This window comes from Streptomyces sp. GB4-14 (assembly GCF_022696125.1).
GTDB lineage: Bacteria > Actinomycetota > Actinomycetes > Streptomycetales > Streptomycetaceae > Streptomyces > Streptomyces werraensis.
On sequence record NZ_RZHO01000002.1, the window covers coordinates 2,376,266 to 2,392,915 of the forward strand.

The 16,650-nt window shown below is 73.9% G+C and carries 11 protein-coding genes and 1 riboswitch; of the genes, 5 read left to right on the top strand and 6 right to left on the bottom strand.

Annotated elements, in window-relative coordinates:
- Positions 1–119: 119 nt before the first annotated feature.
- From ELQ39_RS11865 to ELQ39_RS11875, 3 genes are read right to left on the bottom strand one after another with little or no spacing between them, the layout of a single operon-like run.
- Positions 120–1,298: a VWA domain-containing protein gene (locus ELQ39_RS11865; RefSeq protein WP_242591871.1), complete on the bottom strand. Its 1,179-nt coding sequence runs from the start codon at positions 1,296–1,298 to the stop codon at positions 120–122.
- Positions 1,295–3,679 (bottom strand): DUF5682 family protein, encoded by a 2,385-nt coding sequence (locus ELQ39_RS11870; RefSeq protein WP_242591872.1) that lies wholly within the window; start codon positions 3,677–3,679, stop codon positions 1,295–1,297. Before ELQ39_RS11870 ends, ELQ39_RS11865 begins: the two co-directional genes overlap by 4 nt.
- On the bottom strand, positions 3,676–4,833 hold the full coding sequence (locus ELQ39_RS11875; RefSeq protein ID WP_242591873.1) for an ATP-binding protein: 1,158 nt from the start codon (positions 4,831–4,833) through the stop codon (positions 3,676–3,678). The genes ELQ39_RS11870 and ELQ39_RS11875 overlap by 4 nt, the downstream gene beginning before the upstream one ends.
- 86 nt (positions 4,834–4,919) lie before the next feature.
- Between ELQ39_RS11875 and ELQ39_RS11880 the strand changes: the two genes are divergently transcribed.
- Complete coding sequence (locus tag ELQ39_RS11880; RefSeq protein WP_277994674.1) at positions 4,920–6,227, top strand: hypothetical protein; 1,308 nt, start codon at positions 4,920–4,922, stop codon at positions 6,225–6,227.
- A 124-nt stretch (positions 6,228–6,351) separates the two neighbouring features.
- The gene (locus tag ELQ39_RS11885) at positions 6,352–7,986 is read left to right on the top strand and encodes a DUF5691 domain-containing protein (protein WP_242591875.1); all 1,635 of its coding nucleotides are present in this window, start codon (positions 6,352–6,354) and stop codon (positions 7,984–7,986) included.
- Positions 7,987–8,384: 398 nt separating this feature from the next.
- Here ELQ39_RS11885 and ELQ39_RS11890 read toward each other — a convergent pair whose 3' ends face one another.
- The gene (locus ELQ39_RS11890; RefSeq protein ID WP_190004888.1) at positions 8,385–8,801 is read right to left on the bottom strand and encodes a cobalamin B12-binding domain-containing protein; all 417 of its coding nucleotides are present in this window, start codon (positions 8,799–8,801) and stop codon (positions 8,385–8,387) included.
- A gap of 398 nt (positions 8,802–9,199) precedes the next feature.
- Here ELQ39_RS11890 and ELQ39_RS11895 point away from each other — a divergent pair, with 398 nt between their 5' ends.
- Positions 9,200–10,069: an esterase/lipase family protein gene (locus ELQ39_RS11895; RefSeq protein ID WP_242591876.1), complete on the top strand. Its 870-nt coding sequence runs from the start codon at positions 9,200–9,202 to the stop codon at positions 10,067–10,069.
- A gap of 320 nt (positions 10,070–10,389) precedes the next feature.
- Positions 10,390–11,925, top strand: coding sequence for a peptidoglycan DD-metalloendopeptidase family protein (locus ELQ39_RS11900; protein ID WP_242595591.1), 1,536 nt, complete (start codon positions 10,390–10,392; stop codon positions 11,923–11,925).
- Between the two features lie 73 nt (positions 11,926–11,998).
- On the opposite strand, the gene pcrA is transcribed toward ELQ39_RS11900, so the two are convergent.
- Positions 11,999–14,479: a DNA helicase PcrA gene (gene pcrA, locus ELQ39_RS11905; RefSeq protein ID WP_225629161.1), complete on the bottom strand. Its 2,481-nt coding sequence runs from the start codon at positions 14,477–14,479 to the stop codon at positions 11,999–12,001.
- Between the two features lie 242 nt (positions 14,480–14,721).
- Positions 14,722–14,890: riboswitch (cyclic di-AMP (ydaO/yuaA leader) on the top strand.
- Positions 14,891–14,897: 7 nt separating this feature from the next.
- Between pcrA and ELQ39_RS11910 the strand changes: the two genes are divergently transcribed.
- Positions 14,898–16,070 carry a C40 family peptidase gene (locus tag ELQ39_RS11910; protein WP_242591877.1) on the top strand — a complete coding sequence of 391 codons (1,173 nt, stop codon included), beginning with the start codon at positions 14,898–14,900 and terminating at the stop codon, positions 16,068–16,070.
- A gap of 103 nt (positions 16,071–16,173) precedes the next feature.
- On the opposite strand, the gene ELQ39_RS11915 is transcribed toward ELQ39_RS11910, so the two are convergent.
- Entirely contained in the window at positions 16,174–16,527 is a 354-nt protein-coding gene (locus ELQ39_RS11915) for a hypothetical protein (RefSeq protein ID WP_190004892.1), read from the bottom strand.
- Between the last annotated feature and the right edge of the window lie 123 nt (positions 16,528–16,650).

A 16,650-nucleotide genomic window follows, 5' to 3' on the forward strand; every position in this document is an offset into this window, starting at 1 on the left:
CCGGACTGCGGGGACCACCGGACACCTTCACGGGTCCTCGATCGAACGCCCCCGATCCTTGCACGCGACGCCCGCGGTTCCGCAACCCCCGTGTCACCGATGGGCACTCATGTCCGTTTTCAGCGTGGGGAGTCCGGCCCGGCGGTCCCCGCGTGCGGTATCGGCAGCGGCCGTTTCTCGATCGCCGCCGCCATCACCTCCGGGAAGAGGTCGGGGGTGCAGGCGAACGCCGGCGCGCCCAGCGCCGAGAGGGCCGCCGCGTGCTCCCTGTCGTACGCGGGCGCGCCCTCGTCGGACAGGGCGAGGAGCGACACGAACTGCGCGCCGGACGCCTTGATCGCCGCCACCCGCTTCAGCATCTCGTCGCGTATCCCTCCTTCGTAGAGGTCGCTGATCAGCACGACGACCGTGTCGGCGGGCCGGGTGATGCGCGACTGGCAGTACGCGAGGGCCCGGTTGATGTCCGTGCCGCCGCCGAGCCGGGTGGCGAAGAGGACGTCGACCGGGTCGTCCAGACGCTCGGTCAGGTCGACGACCTCCGTGTCGAAGACGACGAGCCGGGTGGCGACCGCCCGCATGGACGCGAGGACCGCCGCGAACACCGAGGCGTACACGACCGACGACGCCATCGACCCGGACTGGTCCACGCAGAGCACCACCTCCTTCTTCACCGACCGTGAGGCGCGCCCGTGGCCGACGAGCCGCTCGGGCACGACCGTGCCGTGCTCGGGCAGGTAGTGCCGGAGATTGGCCGCGACGGTGCGGTTCCAGTCGATGTCGTGGTGGCGGGGCCGGCGGACGCGGGCGCTGCGGTCGAGGGCGCCGGTGAGGGTCGACCGGGTCCGCGTGGCGAGCCTCTGCTCCAGGTCCTCGACGACCTTGCGCACGACCTGCCGCGCCGTCTCCCTCGTCGTCTCGGGCATCGCCTTGGTGAGGGACAGCAGCGTGCCGACGAGGTGCACGTCGGCCTCGACCGCCTCCAGCATCTCGGGCTCCAGCAGCAGCGTGCCGAGGCCGAGCCGGTCGATGGCGTCGCGCTGCATGACCTGGACGACGGACGTGGGGAAGTACGTGCGGATGTCGCCGAGCCAGCGCGCCACCGACGGCGCCGACGCACCGAGTCCGCCCGCCCGCTCGCGCCCCGTCGTGGGGGTGTCGTCCTTGCCGTAGAGGGCGGTGAGGGCGTCGTCGATCGCGGCGTCCTGCCCGGACAGCGCGTGTCCGGTGCCGTCGGCCGTGTCCCCGCCGAGCACGAGCCGCCACCGGCGCAGCCGCTCCCCCGCCGCGTCCCCCGTCATCGCCGCACCTCCACTCGCTCCCCGCGCGTCTCCCCGTCGCCGTCCGGGCCCAGCAGCAGCCGCAGCACCGGCAGGACGGCGTCCGCCCGCGCCTCGTCCACGCCCGGCCCGAAGCCGGGCACGCCGGCCACCGCGGTGTCCGCGCGGTCGTGCCGTCCCGGTCCGCGGCGGACCAGTTCCCCGAGCGTGCGCCGCACCCCGGGGTCGTACGCCGAGAACGTCCGCCGCAGCAGCGGCAGCACATCGGTGAACGCCTCCGCCGGGACGGCCGTCAGCCACCGGTCGACCAGGCCGAACAGCCGCTCGTCGTGGACCAGCAGCAGCCCGCCCCCGGAGCCGCCGACGAACCCCTCGATCCACGCGGCCGCGTCCGCCGGGGGCGTGCCCGGCGACAGCACGAGTCCCATGAGCCGCGCCGCCTCGTCCTGCGCCAGCTCGCCCTCGTCGAGCAGCAGTCGCACGGCCCGCCCGCGCAGCACCCCGGGCACGGTGTCCCGCGCGGACAGCGTCCGCAGCACGGTCCGCCAGCGGGCGCGCAGTCTCCCGTCGCGTGCCGCGGGGGCGTCGCCGAGCAGGCCCAGCGCGCCGTGCACCGCGTCGACATGGCGCCGCATCTCCTCGGCCGCGTCGGCGTCCAGCCCGGCGCAGGCCGGGGGCAGTCCGACGAAGACCCGCTCGGCGAGGCCCGCGGCGACCTCGGCGAGGGCTGCCGTGTCGGTGCCTCGGACGTCGCCGTAGCGCAGGGAGCGGACCAGGGCGGGCAGCGCCTGCGCGAGGTGGGCGACGTCGGTGTCGAGGGCGGCGCGGTCGGCGAGGACGCGCATCACCACCGGCAGGGCGTCGTGCAGGGCGGCGAGCAGGCAGTGCTCCGCGAGTGCGGTGACGTCGGCGAGGCCGCGCGCGGCGATCGCGTCCGCCTCCGCCTTGGCGGTCGCGGCGGCCGGCACGGTCGTCCCCCACACCCCCGCCTCGGCGGTACGCACGGCCAGTTCGGGCTCCCAGCGCAGCCGCCAGGTCTCCCGGAAGGTGCCGGTGCCGGAGCGTGAGACGGCGGGGCGTCCCCAGTCGATGCCGAGCAGCCGCAGCCGGTGCAGCAGCCGGCTGCGCTCCGCGCCGGTCTCCTCGCGCAGGTCGAGGTCCAGCTCCCGCTCGGCCGCCTCCGGTCTGAGCCGCAGCCGGCGCTGCGTCCGCTCCAGGTCCCGCTGCAACGGCACCGCGGGCACCGTGTCCGGCACCTCCCCCAGCACGTCGCCCACGACCAGCCGGTCGCGCACCAGCGCCAGCGGCACGTCGGAGCCCTCGCACATCACCGCCCTCACGGCGTCGGTGGCCTCGCCCAGGCCGGGCAGCGGCCGTCCGCGGAGCGCGGCGAGGGTCTCGGCGAGCCGCACCGCCTCGATGACGTGGCCGGGCGACACGGTGCGGTCCTCGGCCCGCAGCAGTCCCGCGACCTTGGTCAGCCACCGCTCGACCGGCCGGTCCGGGGCGGCGAACAGATGCGCGTACCACCCGGGCGCGTCGATGCCCGCGCCGTACCCGCCGGCCCGGGACAGCCTGCGGTGCGTCCACGGCACCCACGTCACGTCCGTCCTCACCTTCGGCAGCCCCTTGAGCAGCGCCCGGTCGGCCGTCACGCCCCTACGCCGTCGCAGCGCCGGCACGTGCCACGCCCCGCAGACCACGGCCACGCCGTCCTCGAACTCACGCTGCGCCTCCCGTATCCGCAGCCGCATATGGGCCTCACGGATCAGGTCCCGCCCGTGCCCGCCGCTGCCGTACGTCTCCCGCAGCGCCGTCATGGCCTCCTCCAGGGCGGTGAACGGCGCGAGCGCGTCCCCCTTCCCCGCGCCCCGGTGTTCGACGACGTCCTCCCACCAGCGCTCGGCGTCGTCGTACCCGGCGGTGCCGGCGAGCACGCCCAGCGGATCGACCCGCACGTCCTCGTCCAGGGCGCCCTGCTCCGCCCCGGCGTCCGTGCGGCCGTCCTCCCCGTCCCTGTCCTCCCCGTCCTCCTCCCCGTCCTCCTCGTCCCGCTCCCAGGCGAGCGTGTGGGTGGCCGGCAGGTCGATGAACCGGGCGGGCACCCCGTGCTCCAGCGCCCAGCGGAGCGCCACCCACTCCGGGGAGAACGCGGCGAGCGGCCAGAACGCCGACCGGCCGGGCTCGTCCACGGCGTGGGCGAGCAGGGCGACCGGCGGGCGCATGTCCTCCGCCGCGGCCAGCGGGATCAGCGGGTCGGCCTCGGACGGGCCCTCGATGAGCACGACGCGCGGCCGGGACGCCTCCAGCGCGGCACGCACGGCCCGCGCCGAGCCGGGCCCGTGGTGCCGTACTCCGAGCAGCAGCGGCTCCCCCGCGTCCCGTGACCGCCCCCCGTTCATGCGCCGGCCTCGCGGCAGGCCCGGTAGAAGTCCGACCAGCCGTCGCGCTCACGGACGACGGTCTCCAGGTACTCCTGCCAGACGACCCGGTCCGCCGCCGGGTCGCGGACGACCGCCCCGAGCACGCCCGCGGCGACGTCACCGGCCCGCAGCACGCCGTCGCCGAAGTGGGCGGCGAGGGCCAGCCCGCCGGTGACGACGGAGATCGCCTCGGCCGTCGACAGCGTGCCGCTGGGCGACTTCAGCTTGGTCCGGCCGTCGGCGGTCAGGCCCTCGCGCAGCTCGCGGAAGACGGTGACGACCCGGCGGATCTCGTCGACGCCGTCGGGCACCGCCGGCAGGTCGAGCGACCGCCCGAGCTGCTCCACGCGACGCGTGACGATGTCGACCTCCGCCTCCGGTGTCTCCGGCAGCGGCAGCACCACTGTGTTGAACCGGCGGCGCAGGGCGCTGGACAGCTCGTTGACGCCGCGGTCCCGGTCGTTGGCCGTGGCGATCAGGTTGAAGCCGCGGACGGCCTGCACCTCCTGGCCGAGCTCCGGTATCGGCAGGGTCTTCTCGGACAGGATCGTGATCAGGGAGTCCTGGACGTCGGCCGGTATCCGGGTCAGCTCCTCGACACGGGCCGTCCTGCCCTCGGCCATCGCCCGCATCACGGGGCTGGGGACGAGGGCGTCGCGGCTGGGGCCGTGGGCGAGCAGCCGGGCGTAGTTCCAGCCGTAGCGGATGGCCTCCTCCGGGGTGCCGGCCGTGCCCTGCACCAGCAGCGTCGAGTCGCCGCTGACGGCGGCGGCGAGATGCTCGGAGACCCAGGTCTTGGCGGTCCCGGGCACGCCGAGCAGCAGCAGGGCGCGGTCGGTGGCGAGGGTGGTCACCGCGACCTCCACGACCCGGCGCGGCCCCACGTACTTGGGGGTGATCACCGTCCCGTCCGGCAGCGTCCCGCCGAGCAGGTAGGTGGCGACGGCCCACGGCGACAGACGCCAGCGGGCCGGACGCGGGCGGTCGTCCTGGGCGGCCAGCGCGGCCAGTTCGTCCGCGAAGGCGTGCTCGGCATGCGGACGCAGGGTGTCCGTCCGCGCGGCGCCGGTGTCCGCGGGCACTGAGCCGTTCCGCCGCGGGTCGACGGACGTCGGTTCTGCGGACACAGACATGGCTGGGTCCCCCCTCCAGCTCGGCCGGTTCGGATCTGTCACCCACCGTGCACCACGCCACTGACAATCACCCCCGGCCTGCACACATGCCCGCCCGGCACGGACTGTCAGTGGCGGGACCTACCGTCGAGGACATGACTGACGAGGGGGTGCGCCGGACCGTGACCCAGGTGCCGGCACAGGCATGTGACGCCGCGTCGGACGGGTCACGCGAACCCGTGCTCCGCGGGGGCGGGCGTCCGTCCGGCGGGGCGGGCGAGCCCGCGTCCGACGAGGGCGTCCCCCTGTCCCACGGTGGGGACGAGCCCTCGCCGGCCGGATTGGCCACATCCGTGACGGGCGGGGACGGTCTCCTGTCCGGCACTTCGAGCGAGCCCGTGCCGGGCGGTCCCGATGAGCCCACGCCCGGCGCGGCCGGGGCCGCAGACCCCGCATCCCCACCGCACGTGTCCCCGGCCGCCCGGCGGCGGGCGGAGCGGCGGGCCGAGCGGATCACGGCGGGGGCGGCCGAGCTGGAGCAGCGTCTGGCTGACCTGCTGCGCGGCGGACTGATCTCGGCGGAGCAGTCCGGTTCCGCCCTGTGGGAGGAGACCGCGGCCCGCATGGTCGACGCGCAGGCCCCGGGACTGGCCGGCCGGGTGCGGGAGTTGGGGGCGCTCGCGAGCACCGGAGCGGACGCCCCCGTGCGTGTGCTGGAGGAGTGCGCCCTGCTCCACCTCCTGGCCCGGGCCTGGCTACGGCGCGACCGGCTGCCCGAGCCGCTCGCCGCGACGGTCCGCTCCCGTGTCGGCCTGACCGCGTCGCCGGACGGCCCCGCGATCCGCGACGACTGGCTCGTCCTCGCCCAGTACGACACCTTCGACAGCCGCCTGACCACCCGTCGCACATGGCTGTACGGCGCCGCGTCCGGGCGTACGGCGCTGCTCCTCTCCTACGGGGCGGCAGGCCGCGCCCCCGACCTGACGCTCCCGGCCGGGCTGGCGGTCGACGCGGAGCTGACCCCTTACCCAGGCGCCGGACAGCCACGGATGGCGCTGACCGAGCGGTTCGGGGCGCCCGCGCCGACGACGGTGCGCCCGCCGGGCACGACGACGTCCGGGGCGCTCGCCCGCTACGGCGCCGCGCTGCGCGACGACCCGTGGCGGGAGTCGGTCCCGGTGACGCTGGACCGCGTGGTGCCGGTCCCGGACAGCGACGGCTGGCAGCTGGCCGACGCCGACGAGGACCACGCCCTGCCGGTCGGCGCGGTGGCCCGGTCCCGCCCGGGGCTGTGGCGGCTGGTCGCCCTGTCCGGAGGCGCCCCGGTCCGGGTGTTCGGCGAGTGCGGCCCCCGGGGTTTCACTCCCCTGGCGGCCTGGCCGCAGGGTCCGGGAGAGACGGTGCCCCTGTGCTGACCAGCCACTTCCGCCCCTCGGCCCTCTCGACCCCACCCGCCCCCATGCATCTTTCGGACATCGCTGGACACCCGGTGCGCGTGAGTCTTCGACCGCACCGGGACCCCCGCCGGAAAGGAAGCTCATGAGCAGGACGACCGCCACCGTGGCCGCGTCCCTTCCGGACCGCTGGGAGGAACTGGTGACCACGGCTCTGCTGGGCACCGACCGGCGCACCCCGCCGGGCGTGGCGCCCGGACCGCAGGCGCCGTCGGACCTGCTCGACGCGGCGGCCGCGGCGACCGTACGGCGCCGGGCCGGGCTGCGCCCCGCGCGGCCCGCCGAGCGGCTGCGCCCCGCTCCCGAGGACCCGCGCCCTCAGCTGCCGCCCGCCGCCGCACGCAGGCTCGCGGCGCTGCTCGCCCACCGTCCCGGCGCGTCCGGCGGCGGCCGCCGGGGCGCGGCGCCGGACCTGATGGAGCTGCTGCCGCAGTGGCTCCAGGCGGCGAACGCCCGCGGTTACGCGGCGCCCCCGCAGGCGCTGCCCGCCCTGCTCGACGCCGCGCGGGGCCGCACCGACCTGCGTCCGGCGGCGCTGCGGTTCGCGGGCCCGCGCGCGCTGTGGCTGGCGCGGCTCAACCCGGACTGGCGGTTCGCCCTGCGCGCGGCCCCCGGCGGCGGCCCCTCGGCCCCCGACCTCCGCGACCCGCAGGGCATACGGCGGCTCTGGCAGGAAGGCCTCTTCGCCGAACGGGTCACGCTGCTCACCGCTCTGCGCTCCCGTGACGCGGCCGCCGCGCGCTCCCTGCTGGAGGAGACGTGGGCGACGGAGCGGGCCGAGGACCGGCTGATGTTCCTGGACTCCCTGCGCGCCGGACTCGGCCCGGACGACGAGACCTTCCTGGAACGGGCGCTGGCCGACCGCAGCCGCAACGTTCGGGCGACGGCGGCCGAGTTGCTGTCGGCGCTGCCCGCGTCGGCGCTGGCCGCGCGGATGGCGGTGCGCGCCGCCGCGTGCGTGGCGGTGGACCGTACGCGGGACGTGCCGACGATCGTCGTGGAGGCGCCGCACGAGTGCGACGCGGCGATGGAGCGCGACGGCGTGGTGGCCAAGGCGCCGGCCGGACGGGGGGAACGGTCGTGGTGGCTGGGTCAGCTGGTGGAGGCGGCGCCTCTCGGCACCTGGCCGGGGCGGCTCGGCGGGCGTGCCCCCGAGGAGATCGTGGCGCTGCCGGTCGCCGACGGCTGGCAGGGCGAACTGCACGCGGCCTGGTGCCGGGCGGCGGTGCGGCAGCGGGACGCGGAGTGGTCCCGCGCGTTGCTGGGGGAGCCGTCCGCGCCGGAGGCGGGCGGTCCCGGGGCGGTGTCCCTGGCCGAGCGCGCCCGGCTGCTGGCCACCCTGGAAGCCGGTGAACGGGCGGCGTGGGTGGCCGGGTTCATCGAGACACACGGCCTGTCCGAGGCGTTCCAGCTGCTCGGGGTGTGTGCGGTGCCCTGGGCCCCGCCGCTCGGGCGGGCCGTGGTCGACGCGCTCAACATCGCGCGGGACGCAGGGAGTTATCCATGGAGTTTCAGCGGAGTCATGGGCCTGGCCGAGCGCTGTCTCGACCCGTCCGAGGCGAGCCGTCTGGACGCGCTGCTGGCGATACCGGACGAGCCGGAGGACGCCGCGCCCGGCGCCGGGAGCTACTGGTCGGAGGCGTTCCAGCGCCTGGTGACCACGTTGCGGCTGCGTGGCGCGATGCTGGCGGAGCTGGCCCCGGAGCGACCGGCCGCCTGACCGGACCGGTCGGCCTCGTCGCGTCCCGGCTCACCGCCGGAGCCGAGTGGGGCGGCGCGTACAGCGGCGGACGCCCTCGGCGCCGGCGCCCGGAGACGGGCATCCCGCCGCCCGCCGTCACGCGGGCGGCGACGGCTCCCGCATCGCGGGCATCGGCAGCGCCGGACCCCGCGCCCCCCGCGACGCCGACGCGCGTCGCCCTGGCCGCGCCGGCACCGGACGCCCTCGCCTCCCCGGCACCGGACGCCCCGGTCGCACCCGCCCCGGACGCCCCGGAGGCCGCCCCGGCACCCGCGGCCGCCGCCACTCGGGCACAGGCGATGGCCGCCTCACGGGCGCCCACGACCGGCGCAGCCGCCCCGGCGGTACGACACCCGCCTGCCGCAGCGACCCCGCGCCTACGCCTCCGCGGGCTGCCGCACGTTCGCCCGCACCCAGTCCACGATGGACGCCGTGGTGGCGCCCGGCGTGAAGATCTCCGCGACGCCCTTCTCCTTCAGCGGGGGGATGTCCGCCTCGGGGATGATGCCGCCGCCGAAGACGAGGATGTCCTCCGCGTCCCGTTCCTTGAGCAGGTCGATGACCGCCGCGAACAGCGTGTTGTGCGCGCCCGAGAGGATGGACAGGCCGATCGCGTCGGCGTCCTCCTGGATCGCGGTGTCGACGATCTGCTCGGGGGTCTGGTGGAGCCCGGTGTAGATCACCTCCATACCGGCGTCGCGCAGGGCCCGCGCGATGACCTTGGCCCCGCGATCGTGGCCGTCGAGCCCCGGCTTGGCCACCACCACGCGGATCGGACCGGCTGCCACACCCATCACTGCCTCCATGAAGCGACTACATCCATCCGTATCGACATCGACCAGTACCGCACACATCGCACGGATTCCCCGGCCCGAACCGGCCGCAGAAGTGAACGAACGTTATCCCCAGCATCCCGCAACCGGCAGTTTCGCGGTGCAGAGGGAGGGGGAAATCACACGGTGGGACATGTCCGTCGCGCAGCGTTTCCGGGCCCGGCCTCCAGGCCGAGTTCTCGTGCGGCACACGGACAACAGTGGGAACATGCGCATAAGGGATGCGCCTCGAGGTCGACCCACCACCGCGCACCGTCCGCGCTTCACCGGCGCGCACCGTCGACCGCACTCGGAGCGCCATTCCACGAGGGCACACGGGGGACGAGGCTGTCCCCTCGCGTGCCGACAGGAGGTCGGCCATGAAGGTCACCCAGGCAGCTCTTCCGTTCCTGCCCCTCTGCCGGCGCCTTCTGCCGGCCCGGCTGGCGGATCTCTCCGTGAGCCTGCTGAAGGCGACCGCCCTGGAGCTGGCGATCCTGGCGGGCCATGTCCTCCTCTATCCCGCCGGCATCGTCCAGGAGCGGCGCGGCCCCGACCGTTCCGCGCTGACCGCCCCCGGGGGGACGGCGCAGCTGCCGACGGAGGCCAAGCCCCCGGTCGTGCTGCTGCACGGCTTCATCGACAACCGCTCCGTCTTCGTGCTGCTGCGCCGCAGCCTGGCCCAGCACGGCCGGCAGCAGATCGAGTCGCTCAACTACTCTCCGCTGACGTGCGACATCCGCACGGCCGCCGAGCTGCTCGGACGGCATGTCGAGCAGGTCTGCGAGCGCACGGGCAGCGAGCGGGTGGACGTGGTGGGGCACAGCCTGGGCGGGCTGATCGCGCGGTACTACGTGCAGCGGCTGGGCGGTGACCGGAGGGTGCGGACGCTGGTCACGCTCGGCACCCCGCACTCCGGCACGCGGGTGGCGCCGCTGGCCAACGCCCATCCGATCGTGCGGCAGATGCGTCCCGGTTCGCCGGTGCTGGAGGAGCTGGCCCGGCCCGCCCCCGGGTGCCGTACGCACTTCGTGGCGTTCTGGAGCGACCTCGACCACATCATGGATCCGCTGGAGAACGCGTGCGTCGAGCACCCGGACCTGAAGGCGGTCAATGTGCGGGTGAGCGGCGTGGGGCACCTGGCGCTGCCGGTGCACCCGGCGGTGGCGACGGGCATCCGGGAGGCGCTGGACACGGCGCATCCGGGTGAACCGTCCGGCGGACGGGCGAACGGGCTCACGGTGGCCTGAGGCGCGGGGGCGCACGACACGCCCGCACCCCTCCGCCCGCACTTAGTGATCCCTCCCGTCCAGAAGCGAACAACATCGGTCAGGGGCGGCCGACTTGCCCGCGCCCACGCGTCACAATTTCGAACACAAGTCGAACACAGGGCCAAGACCGCGTCCGCCGACCGCCGAAACCCGACCGAATGCCCGTTTCCTGCGGGCGCGAAACCTGGGGAAGATTGTCGCGCCCGCATACCGCCGGGTACAGTCGCCGCACTGCTCTGGCAGCCCCTGTTGTCGAGGCGAAAGAGAAGTTGGTGAACGACCGTCACCCGTCGGGGACCATGACCCCGGCTCCGGCCTCCGATGCCGCCTCGGCGCCCTACGCGTCGTACGGCAGCCAGGGGGTCCCGTACGGGGACGTCACCTCCTACGGCGGCTACGACGCCACCTACTACGGCACCGGCGAGCACGCCGCCGGCACCTTCGCCGCCGACCCCCTCTTCGGGAGCATGCCGGGCGAGGACCCCGCGCAGGCCACCTGGACCACCGGTCAGTGGACGGCCGGCGCGCAGGACACCGGGCACTACGACGCCTACGCCTTCCAGCAGGCCGCGTACGACACCGGCGGCCATGACGCGACCGCCTGGACCACCGGCCGGCAGCCGATGGCGGTGATTCCCCAGCAGGGCGGATCCCCCGAGACCGGCCAGTGGGACGCGAACGCGTGGCTCCAGCCCGACCAGGCCGAGCAGCCCGCGGACCCGACCCAGCAGTGGGACTGGGGCACGCAGACCTTCGACAGCGGCGTCTACGACGCCACCGAGTGGAACTCCGACGGCGGCGGGACGCCCGCGCCGGACGCGCAGTACGGCGGAGAGCCGTACGAGCAGGAGAACTTCGCGGCACACGAGGACTTCGCGGCACAACAGGACTTCGGCCAGGAGAACTTCTCCCAGGAGTCCTACCAGCAGGACGCGCCCGACCAGCCGTACGCGGAGGACGACTACCGCGGGGAGCCCGGTCCGGACGAACCCGGCGCCGGTGAACCGGCCGACACCGGCGAACTGCCCGCCGTCTCCCTCCTCGACGAGCAGGAGGAGGTCGCCCCCGCACCGCGCGCCGCCTCCCGCTCCGGGTCCCGCTCCCGCCGCCGCACCCCGCCCAAGCGCTCCGCGCTGCTGACCGTGGCCGTGCCCTCGGCGTGTGTGATGGGGGTCGCCGGCATCGCGGCCGCCTCGGTGGGCGATCTGTCCGAGGAGGGCGGCCAGGAGGCGCGGACGACCGCCGCGGACGCCCAGCCGGTCCAGCCGTCCGCCGCCAACGTCAAGCTGGACACCCAGCTCGAGAGCCTCGCCGCCGGCGCCGACGACTTCGCCGACCGGGCCAGCCGCGCCCAGGGCCGCATCGACCTCAAGGCCCAGCAGGAGCTCGAGCGCAGGCGGGCGGCCGAGGAGGCGGCCCGCAAGGAGCGGCTCCGCCCGAAGTTCGCGCTCCCGGTGGCCCAGCACGGACTCAGCGCCTACTACGGCCAGTCCGGCATCAACTGGATGTCCCTCCACACCGGCATCGACTTCCCCGTCTCGTACGGCACGCCCGTGCTGGCGGCGACCGACGGCACGGTGCGCACGCAGTACAACTCCGCCTACGGCAACATGCTGATCGTGACGGCGATGGACGGCACGGAGACGTGGTACTGCCACCTCTCCAGTTACCAGGTACCCTCCGGCGCGACCGTCAAGGCCGGCGACCAGATCGCGTTCTCCGGGAACTCCGGCAACTCGACCGGCCCGCACCTTCACTTCGAGGTCCGCCCCGGCGGCGGCTCGTCGATCGACCCCCTCGCCTGGTTCCGCAGCCACGGCCTGGAACCCACGTAGGCCGGCCCGAGCTCCGGTGCCCGTCGCGGCACCGGAGCGAACCCCGGCCCACGACGGGCCCCCGCATGTACGTCTAGAGCTTCTCCACCGGCGCGTACCGCAGCAGCAGGCGCTTGGGCTTCTCGTCGCCGAAGTCGATCGTCGCCTCGGCGTTCGCCCCCGTGCCCTTCACCGCGACGACCGTGCCCAGGCCGAACTGGTCGTGCGTGACCCGGTCCCCGACCGCCAGCGACACCACGGGCTTCTCCGAAGTACGCCGGGTGGCGAAGCCGGACGCGCCCGACGCGGACGAGCGGGAGCGGGTCGACGACAGCGACGCCGCCACCCCGGACGCCGGCCCGGAGGACATCGGCGCGCTCCCCCCGGTCCGCTTCCACTCCAGGTGCGTGGCCGGGATTTCCTCCAGGAACCGCGAGGGCGGGTTGTACGACGGCTGGCCCCAGGCGCTGCGCATCACCGACCGCGTGAGGTAGAGCCGCTCGCGGGCGCGCGTGATGCCGACGTACGCCAGGCGGCGCTCCTCCTCCAGCTCCTTGGTCTGGCCGAGGGCGCGCATGTGCGGGAAGACGCCGTCCTCCATGCCGGTGAGGAAGACGACCGGGAACTCCAGACCCTTGGCGGTGTGGAGGGTCATCAGCGTGATGACGCCGTCGCCGTCCTCCTCGTCGGGGATCTGGTCGGAGTCGGCGACCAGGGCGACCTGCTCGAGGAAGTCTGCCAGCGTGCCGGTCTCGCCCTCGCCGCGCTCCTGCTCGAACTCCAGGGCGACGGCCGCGAGTTCCTGCAGGTTCTCGATGCGGGTCTCGTCCTGCGGATCGGTGGACGCCTGCAACTCGGCGAGGTAGCCGGTGCGTTCGAGGATGGCTTCGAGGACCGTCGCCGGCCCCGCCCCCGACTCGACGACCGTACGGAGGTCCTCCATCAGCGTGTTGAACCGCTTGACCGCGTTCGCCGACCGGGCGGCCATGCCGTACGCCTCGTCGACGCGGCGCAGCGCCTGCGGGAAGCTGATCTTCTCCCGCTGGGCGAGCGCGTCGATCATGGCCTCGGCGCGGTCGCCGATGCCGCGCTTGGGGACGTTGAGGATGCGGCGCAGCGGCACCGAGTCCTCCGGGTTGGCCAGCACCCGCAGGTAGGCCAGAACGTCCCGGACCTCCTTGCGCTCGTAGAAGCGGACGCCGCCGACGACCTTGTACGGCAGGCCGACGCGGATGAAGATCTCCTCGAAGACACGGGACTGTGCGTTGGTGCGGTAGAAGACGGCGACGTCGCCGGCCTTGGCCTCGCCCGCGTCCGTGAGGCGGTCTATCTCGTCGGCGACGAACTGCGCCTCGTCGTGCTCCGTGTCGGCGACGTAGCCGGTGATGAGCGCGCCGGTGCCGGCGTTGGTCCACAGGTTCTTCGGGCGGCGGGACTCGTTGCGCTCGATGACGGCGTTGGCGGCGGACAGGATCGTCTGCGTGGAGCGGTAGTTCTGCTCCAGCAGGATCGTCGTCGCGTCCGGGTAGTCCTCCTCGAACTGGAGGATGTTGCGGATCGTCGCGCCGCGGAAGGCATAGATGGACTGGTCGGCGTCACCCACCACGCACAGCTCGGCGGGCGGCACCTCGGCCTCCGGCGGGACGTCGACGGGGTGCTCCGAGGCGCCCCCGACCAGCTCGCGCACCAGGGCGTACTGGGCGTGGTTGGTGTCCTGGTACTCGTCGACCAGGACGTGCCGGAAGCGGCGGCGGTAGTGCTCGGCGACGTCGGGGAAGGCGCGGAGCAGATTGACCGTCGTCATGATCAGGTCGTCGAAGTCCAGCGCGTTCGCCTCGCGCAGGCGCGACTGGTACAGCGCGTAGGCCTGGGCGAGGGTCTTCTCGAACCCGTCCGTGGCCTGCGCGGCGAAGTCCTCCTCGTCGATCAGCTCGTTCTTCAGGTTGCTGATCTTGGCGCTGAAGGACTTCGGCGGGAAGCGCTTGGGGTCGAGGTCCAGGTCGCGGCAGACGAGGGCCATCAGGCGCTTGGAGTCGGCGGCGTCGTAGATCGAGAAGGACGAGGTGAAGCCGAGCTTCTTGGACTCGCGGCGCAGGATGCGGACGCACGCGCTGTGGAAGGTCATGACCCACATCGCGTTCGCCCGGGGGCCGACGAGCTGTTCGACGCGCTCCTTCATCTCGCCCGCGGCCTTGTTGGTGAAGGTGATCGCGAGGATCTGGCCCGGGTGGACGTCCCGCTCGGCGAGCAGGTAGGCGATGCGATGGGTGAGCACGCGGGTCTTGCCGGACCCGGCTCCCGCGACGATGAGCAGGGGGGAGCCGGAGTGCACGACCGCGGCGCGCTGGTTGTCGTTCAGCCCCTCCAGCAGCGCGGCGGAGTCGATCACCGGGCGGGGGGCGCCGTCCCGGTAGTAGGAGTCCCGCTCCGGGGGCACGTCGAACTTCCCGCCGAACAGGTCGTCCGGCAGGGGCTCCGGGGCGTGCTCGTCCTCGGGCGGCGGCGGGGGCTCGTCCGCCGGGCCGCGCTGGGCCTGGAGGTCCGCCAGGAAGCTGTCGTCAAAGAGGCTGCTCATCGCTCTCCGAGTCTAGGGCGCTCCACCGACAACCCGGGGCCGCCCCGGAAACATCCCCCGGCCCTTCCCGGGGGCGCCGGGGCGGGCACCCTCCACGGTCACCGACTCACCCTGCGTGACATCCACGGGAAGGTCACGAAAATGTATCGGGCATATCACCCATCAACCTTCACAAGGGCCACACCAGTTGGCTACCGTGCGGTCCGGGCCGCTCGTCCCCCGCCGGCGAACCTCGCCGGACCGTGCGGCCCCCGCCGAGTCCGTCACTGTCCGCCGTGGCAGCCGGATCCGGGGACCCACCGAGACCTGGGGTGAATCGGCCCACTCTTCGGAGCAGGCCGTAGGGCAACCCTTCCAGCCACTCGCCCGAACCCGACAGCTAACCCGGTAGGCGGAGCACTGGAAGGAGTCGCCTCCCTTGGCGTCGCACCGCAAGTCGCGCACCCCGGGCACGCGCGTGGCAGGCATACGCACCCCGGCCCTCGCCACGGCCGCGCTCACCTCCGTGGCCCTGCTCTCCCAGACCGCCGACGCCGCTCCGGGCGAGGACCGGCCGAGCCTGGAGGAGGTCGAGAAGAAGGTCGGCGACCTCTACCGCCAGGCCGAGTCGGCGACCGAGAAGTACAACGCGGCCAAGGAGCAGACCACCAAGCAGCGCAAGCGCGTCGACACCCTCCTCGACGACGTGGCGCAGCGCACGCAGAAGCTGAACGAGGCACGGGCCGAGCTGGGCTCGTACGCGGCCGCCCAGTACCGCACCGGCGCGGGCCTGCCCGACACCGCGACGTTCCTGCTCGCGGAGACCCCGCAGGACATCTTCGACCAGCGTCAGGTGCTGGACCGGATGACCGGCCGCCAGAAGGCGGCGGTGGACGACTACGTCACCCGGCAGACCGAGACCATGAAGAAGCGGCAGGAGGCCACCGAGAGCCTCCGCACGCTCACCGAGACGCAGGGCGACCTGAAGACGGCCAAGGCCACCGTCCAGAAGAAGCTCGCCGACGCGCGCGAACTCCTGTCGAAGCTGACCGCCGAGGAGAAGGCGCGGCTCGCCGCGATCGAGAGGCGCAAGCAGGAGGAGGCCGCCCGCAAGGCCGCGGAGCTGGCCCGGCAGCAGGCGGAGCAGGAGCAGGCCCGCGAGGAGGCCGCGCAGCAGGGCGGCGGCGCCTCGGAGGGCTCCGAGGCCGGGTCCACGGGCTCGACCGGGACCCCGCCGGCCGCCTCGTCGTACGGCACCAAGGCCGAGAAGGCCCTCGCCTTCGCCCGCGCGCAGATCGGCAAGCCGTACGTCTGGGGCGCGACCGGCCCCGGCTCCTACGACTGCTCGGGGCTGACCCAGGCCGCCTGGAAGGCCGCCGGCGTCTCCCTGCCGCGCACCACGTACGACCAGGTGAACGCGGGCACCACCGTCCCGGTGTCCCAGGCCCAACCCGGTGACCTCGTCTTCTTCTACGACGACGTCACCCACGTGGGCATCTACATCGGCAACGGCATGATGATCCACGCCCCGAAGCCGGGCACGTACGTCCGCGAGGAGTCGGTCTACTACGACGGCGACTCCGCGATCCACAGCATCGTCCGCCCGGCCTGACGGACCCCTCGACGCGCGGACACGAAACCGCCGGCCGGCCCTGTGACGGCTCGGCCGGCGGTCTCGCGTCGACGGCGGGGGCCCGGCGTTCCGGGGCGGGGGCTCAGGTCCAGAGGACCGCGATGAAGATGTTCGCCACGGTCAGCAGACCGACCAGGCCGAAGACGCCCTTGTCCACCTTCTCCTCGTCCCGCTTCACGTAGACCAGGCCGAGGATCACGATCAGCAGCGCCAGCTTCACGCCGATCTTGATGTTGTCCACGGAGTGGTCCTGGGCCTGGTTGAGACCCACCAGGATCACGCCGGTGACCAGCATCGTCAGCGCGCCGTGCAGCATCGCGGGGACGAAGCGGGCGGTGCCCGCGCCCATCGCCTTCATCTGGGTGAGGAAACCGCCGAGCAGCGACGCGATGCCGATGATGTGCAGACCGACGAAGATGTGGATGAGTACGTCCATGAGGCCGGAGCCTAGCCAGGGGCGTCCCATAGCATTCCGCCGCCCTCATCCTTCCCGCCTTCACCACATCGGTCATCACCCTGAGTGAGAGCGAGCCGCGGTGTGCGGCACTACGGTCACTTA

What these genes read in the sequence shown, in the direction of transcription:
- ELQ39_RS11900 (WP_242595591.1), top strand. Translation starts at nt 10,390, where the DNA reads ATGACCCCGGCTCCGGCCTCCGATGCCGCCTCGGCGCCCTACGCGTCG.
- ELQ39_RS11870 (WP_242591872.1), bottom strand. Translation starts at nt 3,679, where the DNA reads ATGAACGGGGGGCGGTCACGGGACGCGGGGGAGCCGCTGCTGCTCGGA.
- ELQ39_RS11915 (WP_190004892.1), bottom strand. Translation starts at nt 16,527, where the DNA reads ATGGACGTACTCATCCACATCTTCGTCGGTCTGCACATCATCGGCATC.
- ELQ39_RS11885 (WP_242591875.1), top strand. Translation starts at nt 6,352, where the DNA reads ATGAGCAGGACGACCGCCACCGTGGCCGCGTCCCTTCCGGACCGCTGG.
- ELQ39_RS11890 (WP_190004888.1), bottom strand. Translation starts at nt 8,801, where the DNA reads ATGGGTGTGGCAGCCGGTCCGATCCGCGTGGTGGTGGCCAAGCCGGGG.
- pcrA (WP_225629161.1), bottom strand. Translation starts at nt 14,479, where the DNA reads ATGAGCAGCCTCTTTGACGACAGCTTCCTGGCGGACCTCCAGGCCCAG.
- ELQ39_RS11865 (WP_242591871.1), bottom strand. Translation starts at nt 1,298, where the DNA reads ATGACGGGGGACGCGGCGGGGGAGCGGCTGCGCCGGTGGCGGCTCGTG.
- ELQ39_RS11875 (WP_242591873.1), bottom strand. Translation starts at nt 4,833, where the DNA reads ATGTCTGTGTCCGCAGAACCGACGTCCGTCGACCCGCGGCGGAACGGC.
- ELQ39_RS11895 (WP_242591876.1), top strand. Translation starts at nt 9,200, where the DNA reads ATGAAGGTCACCCAGGCAGCTCTTCCGTTCCTGCCCCTCTGCCGGCGC.
- ELQ39_RS11880 (WP_277994674.1), top strand. Translation starts at nt 4,920, where the DNA reads ATGCCCGCCCGGCACGGACTGTCAGTGGCGGGACCTACCGTCGAGGAC.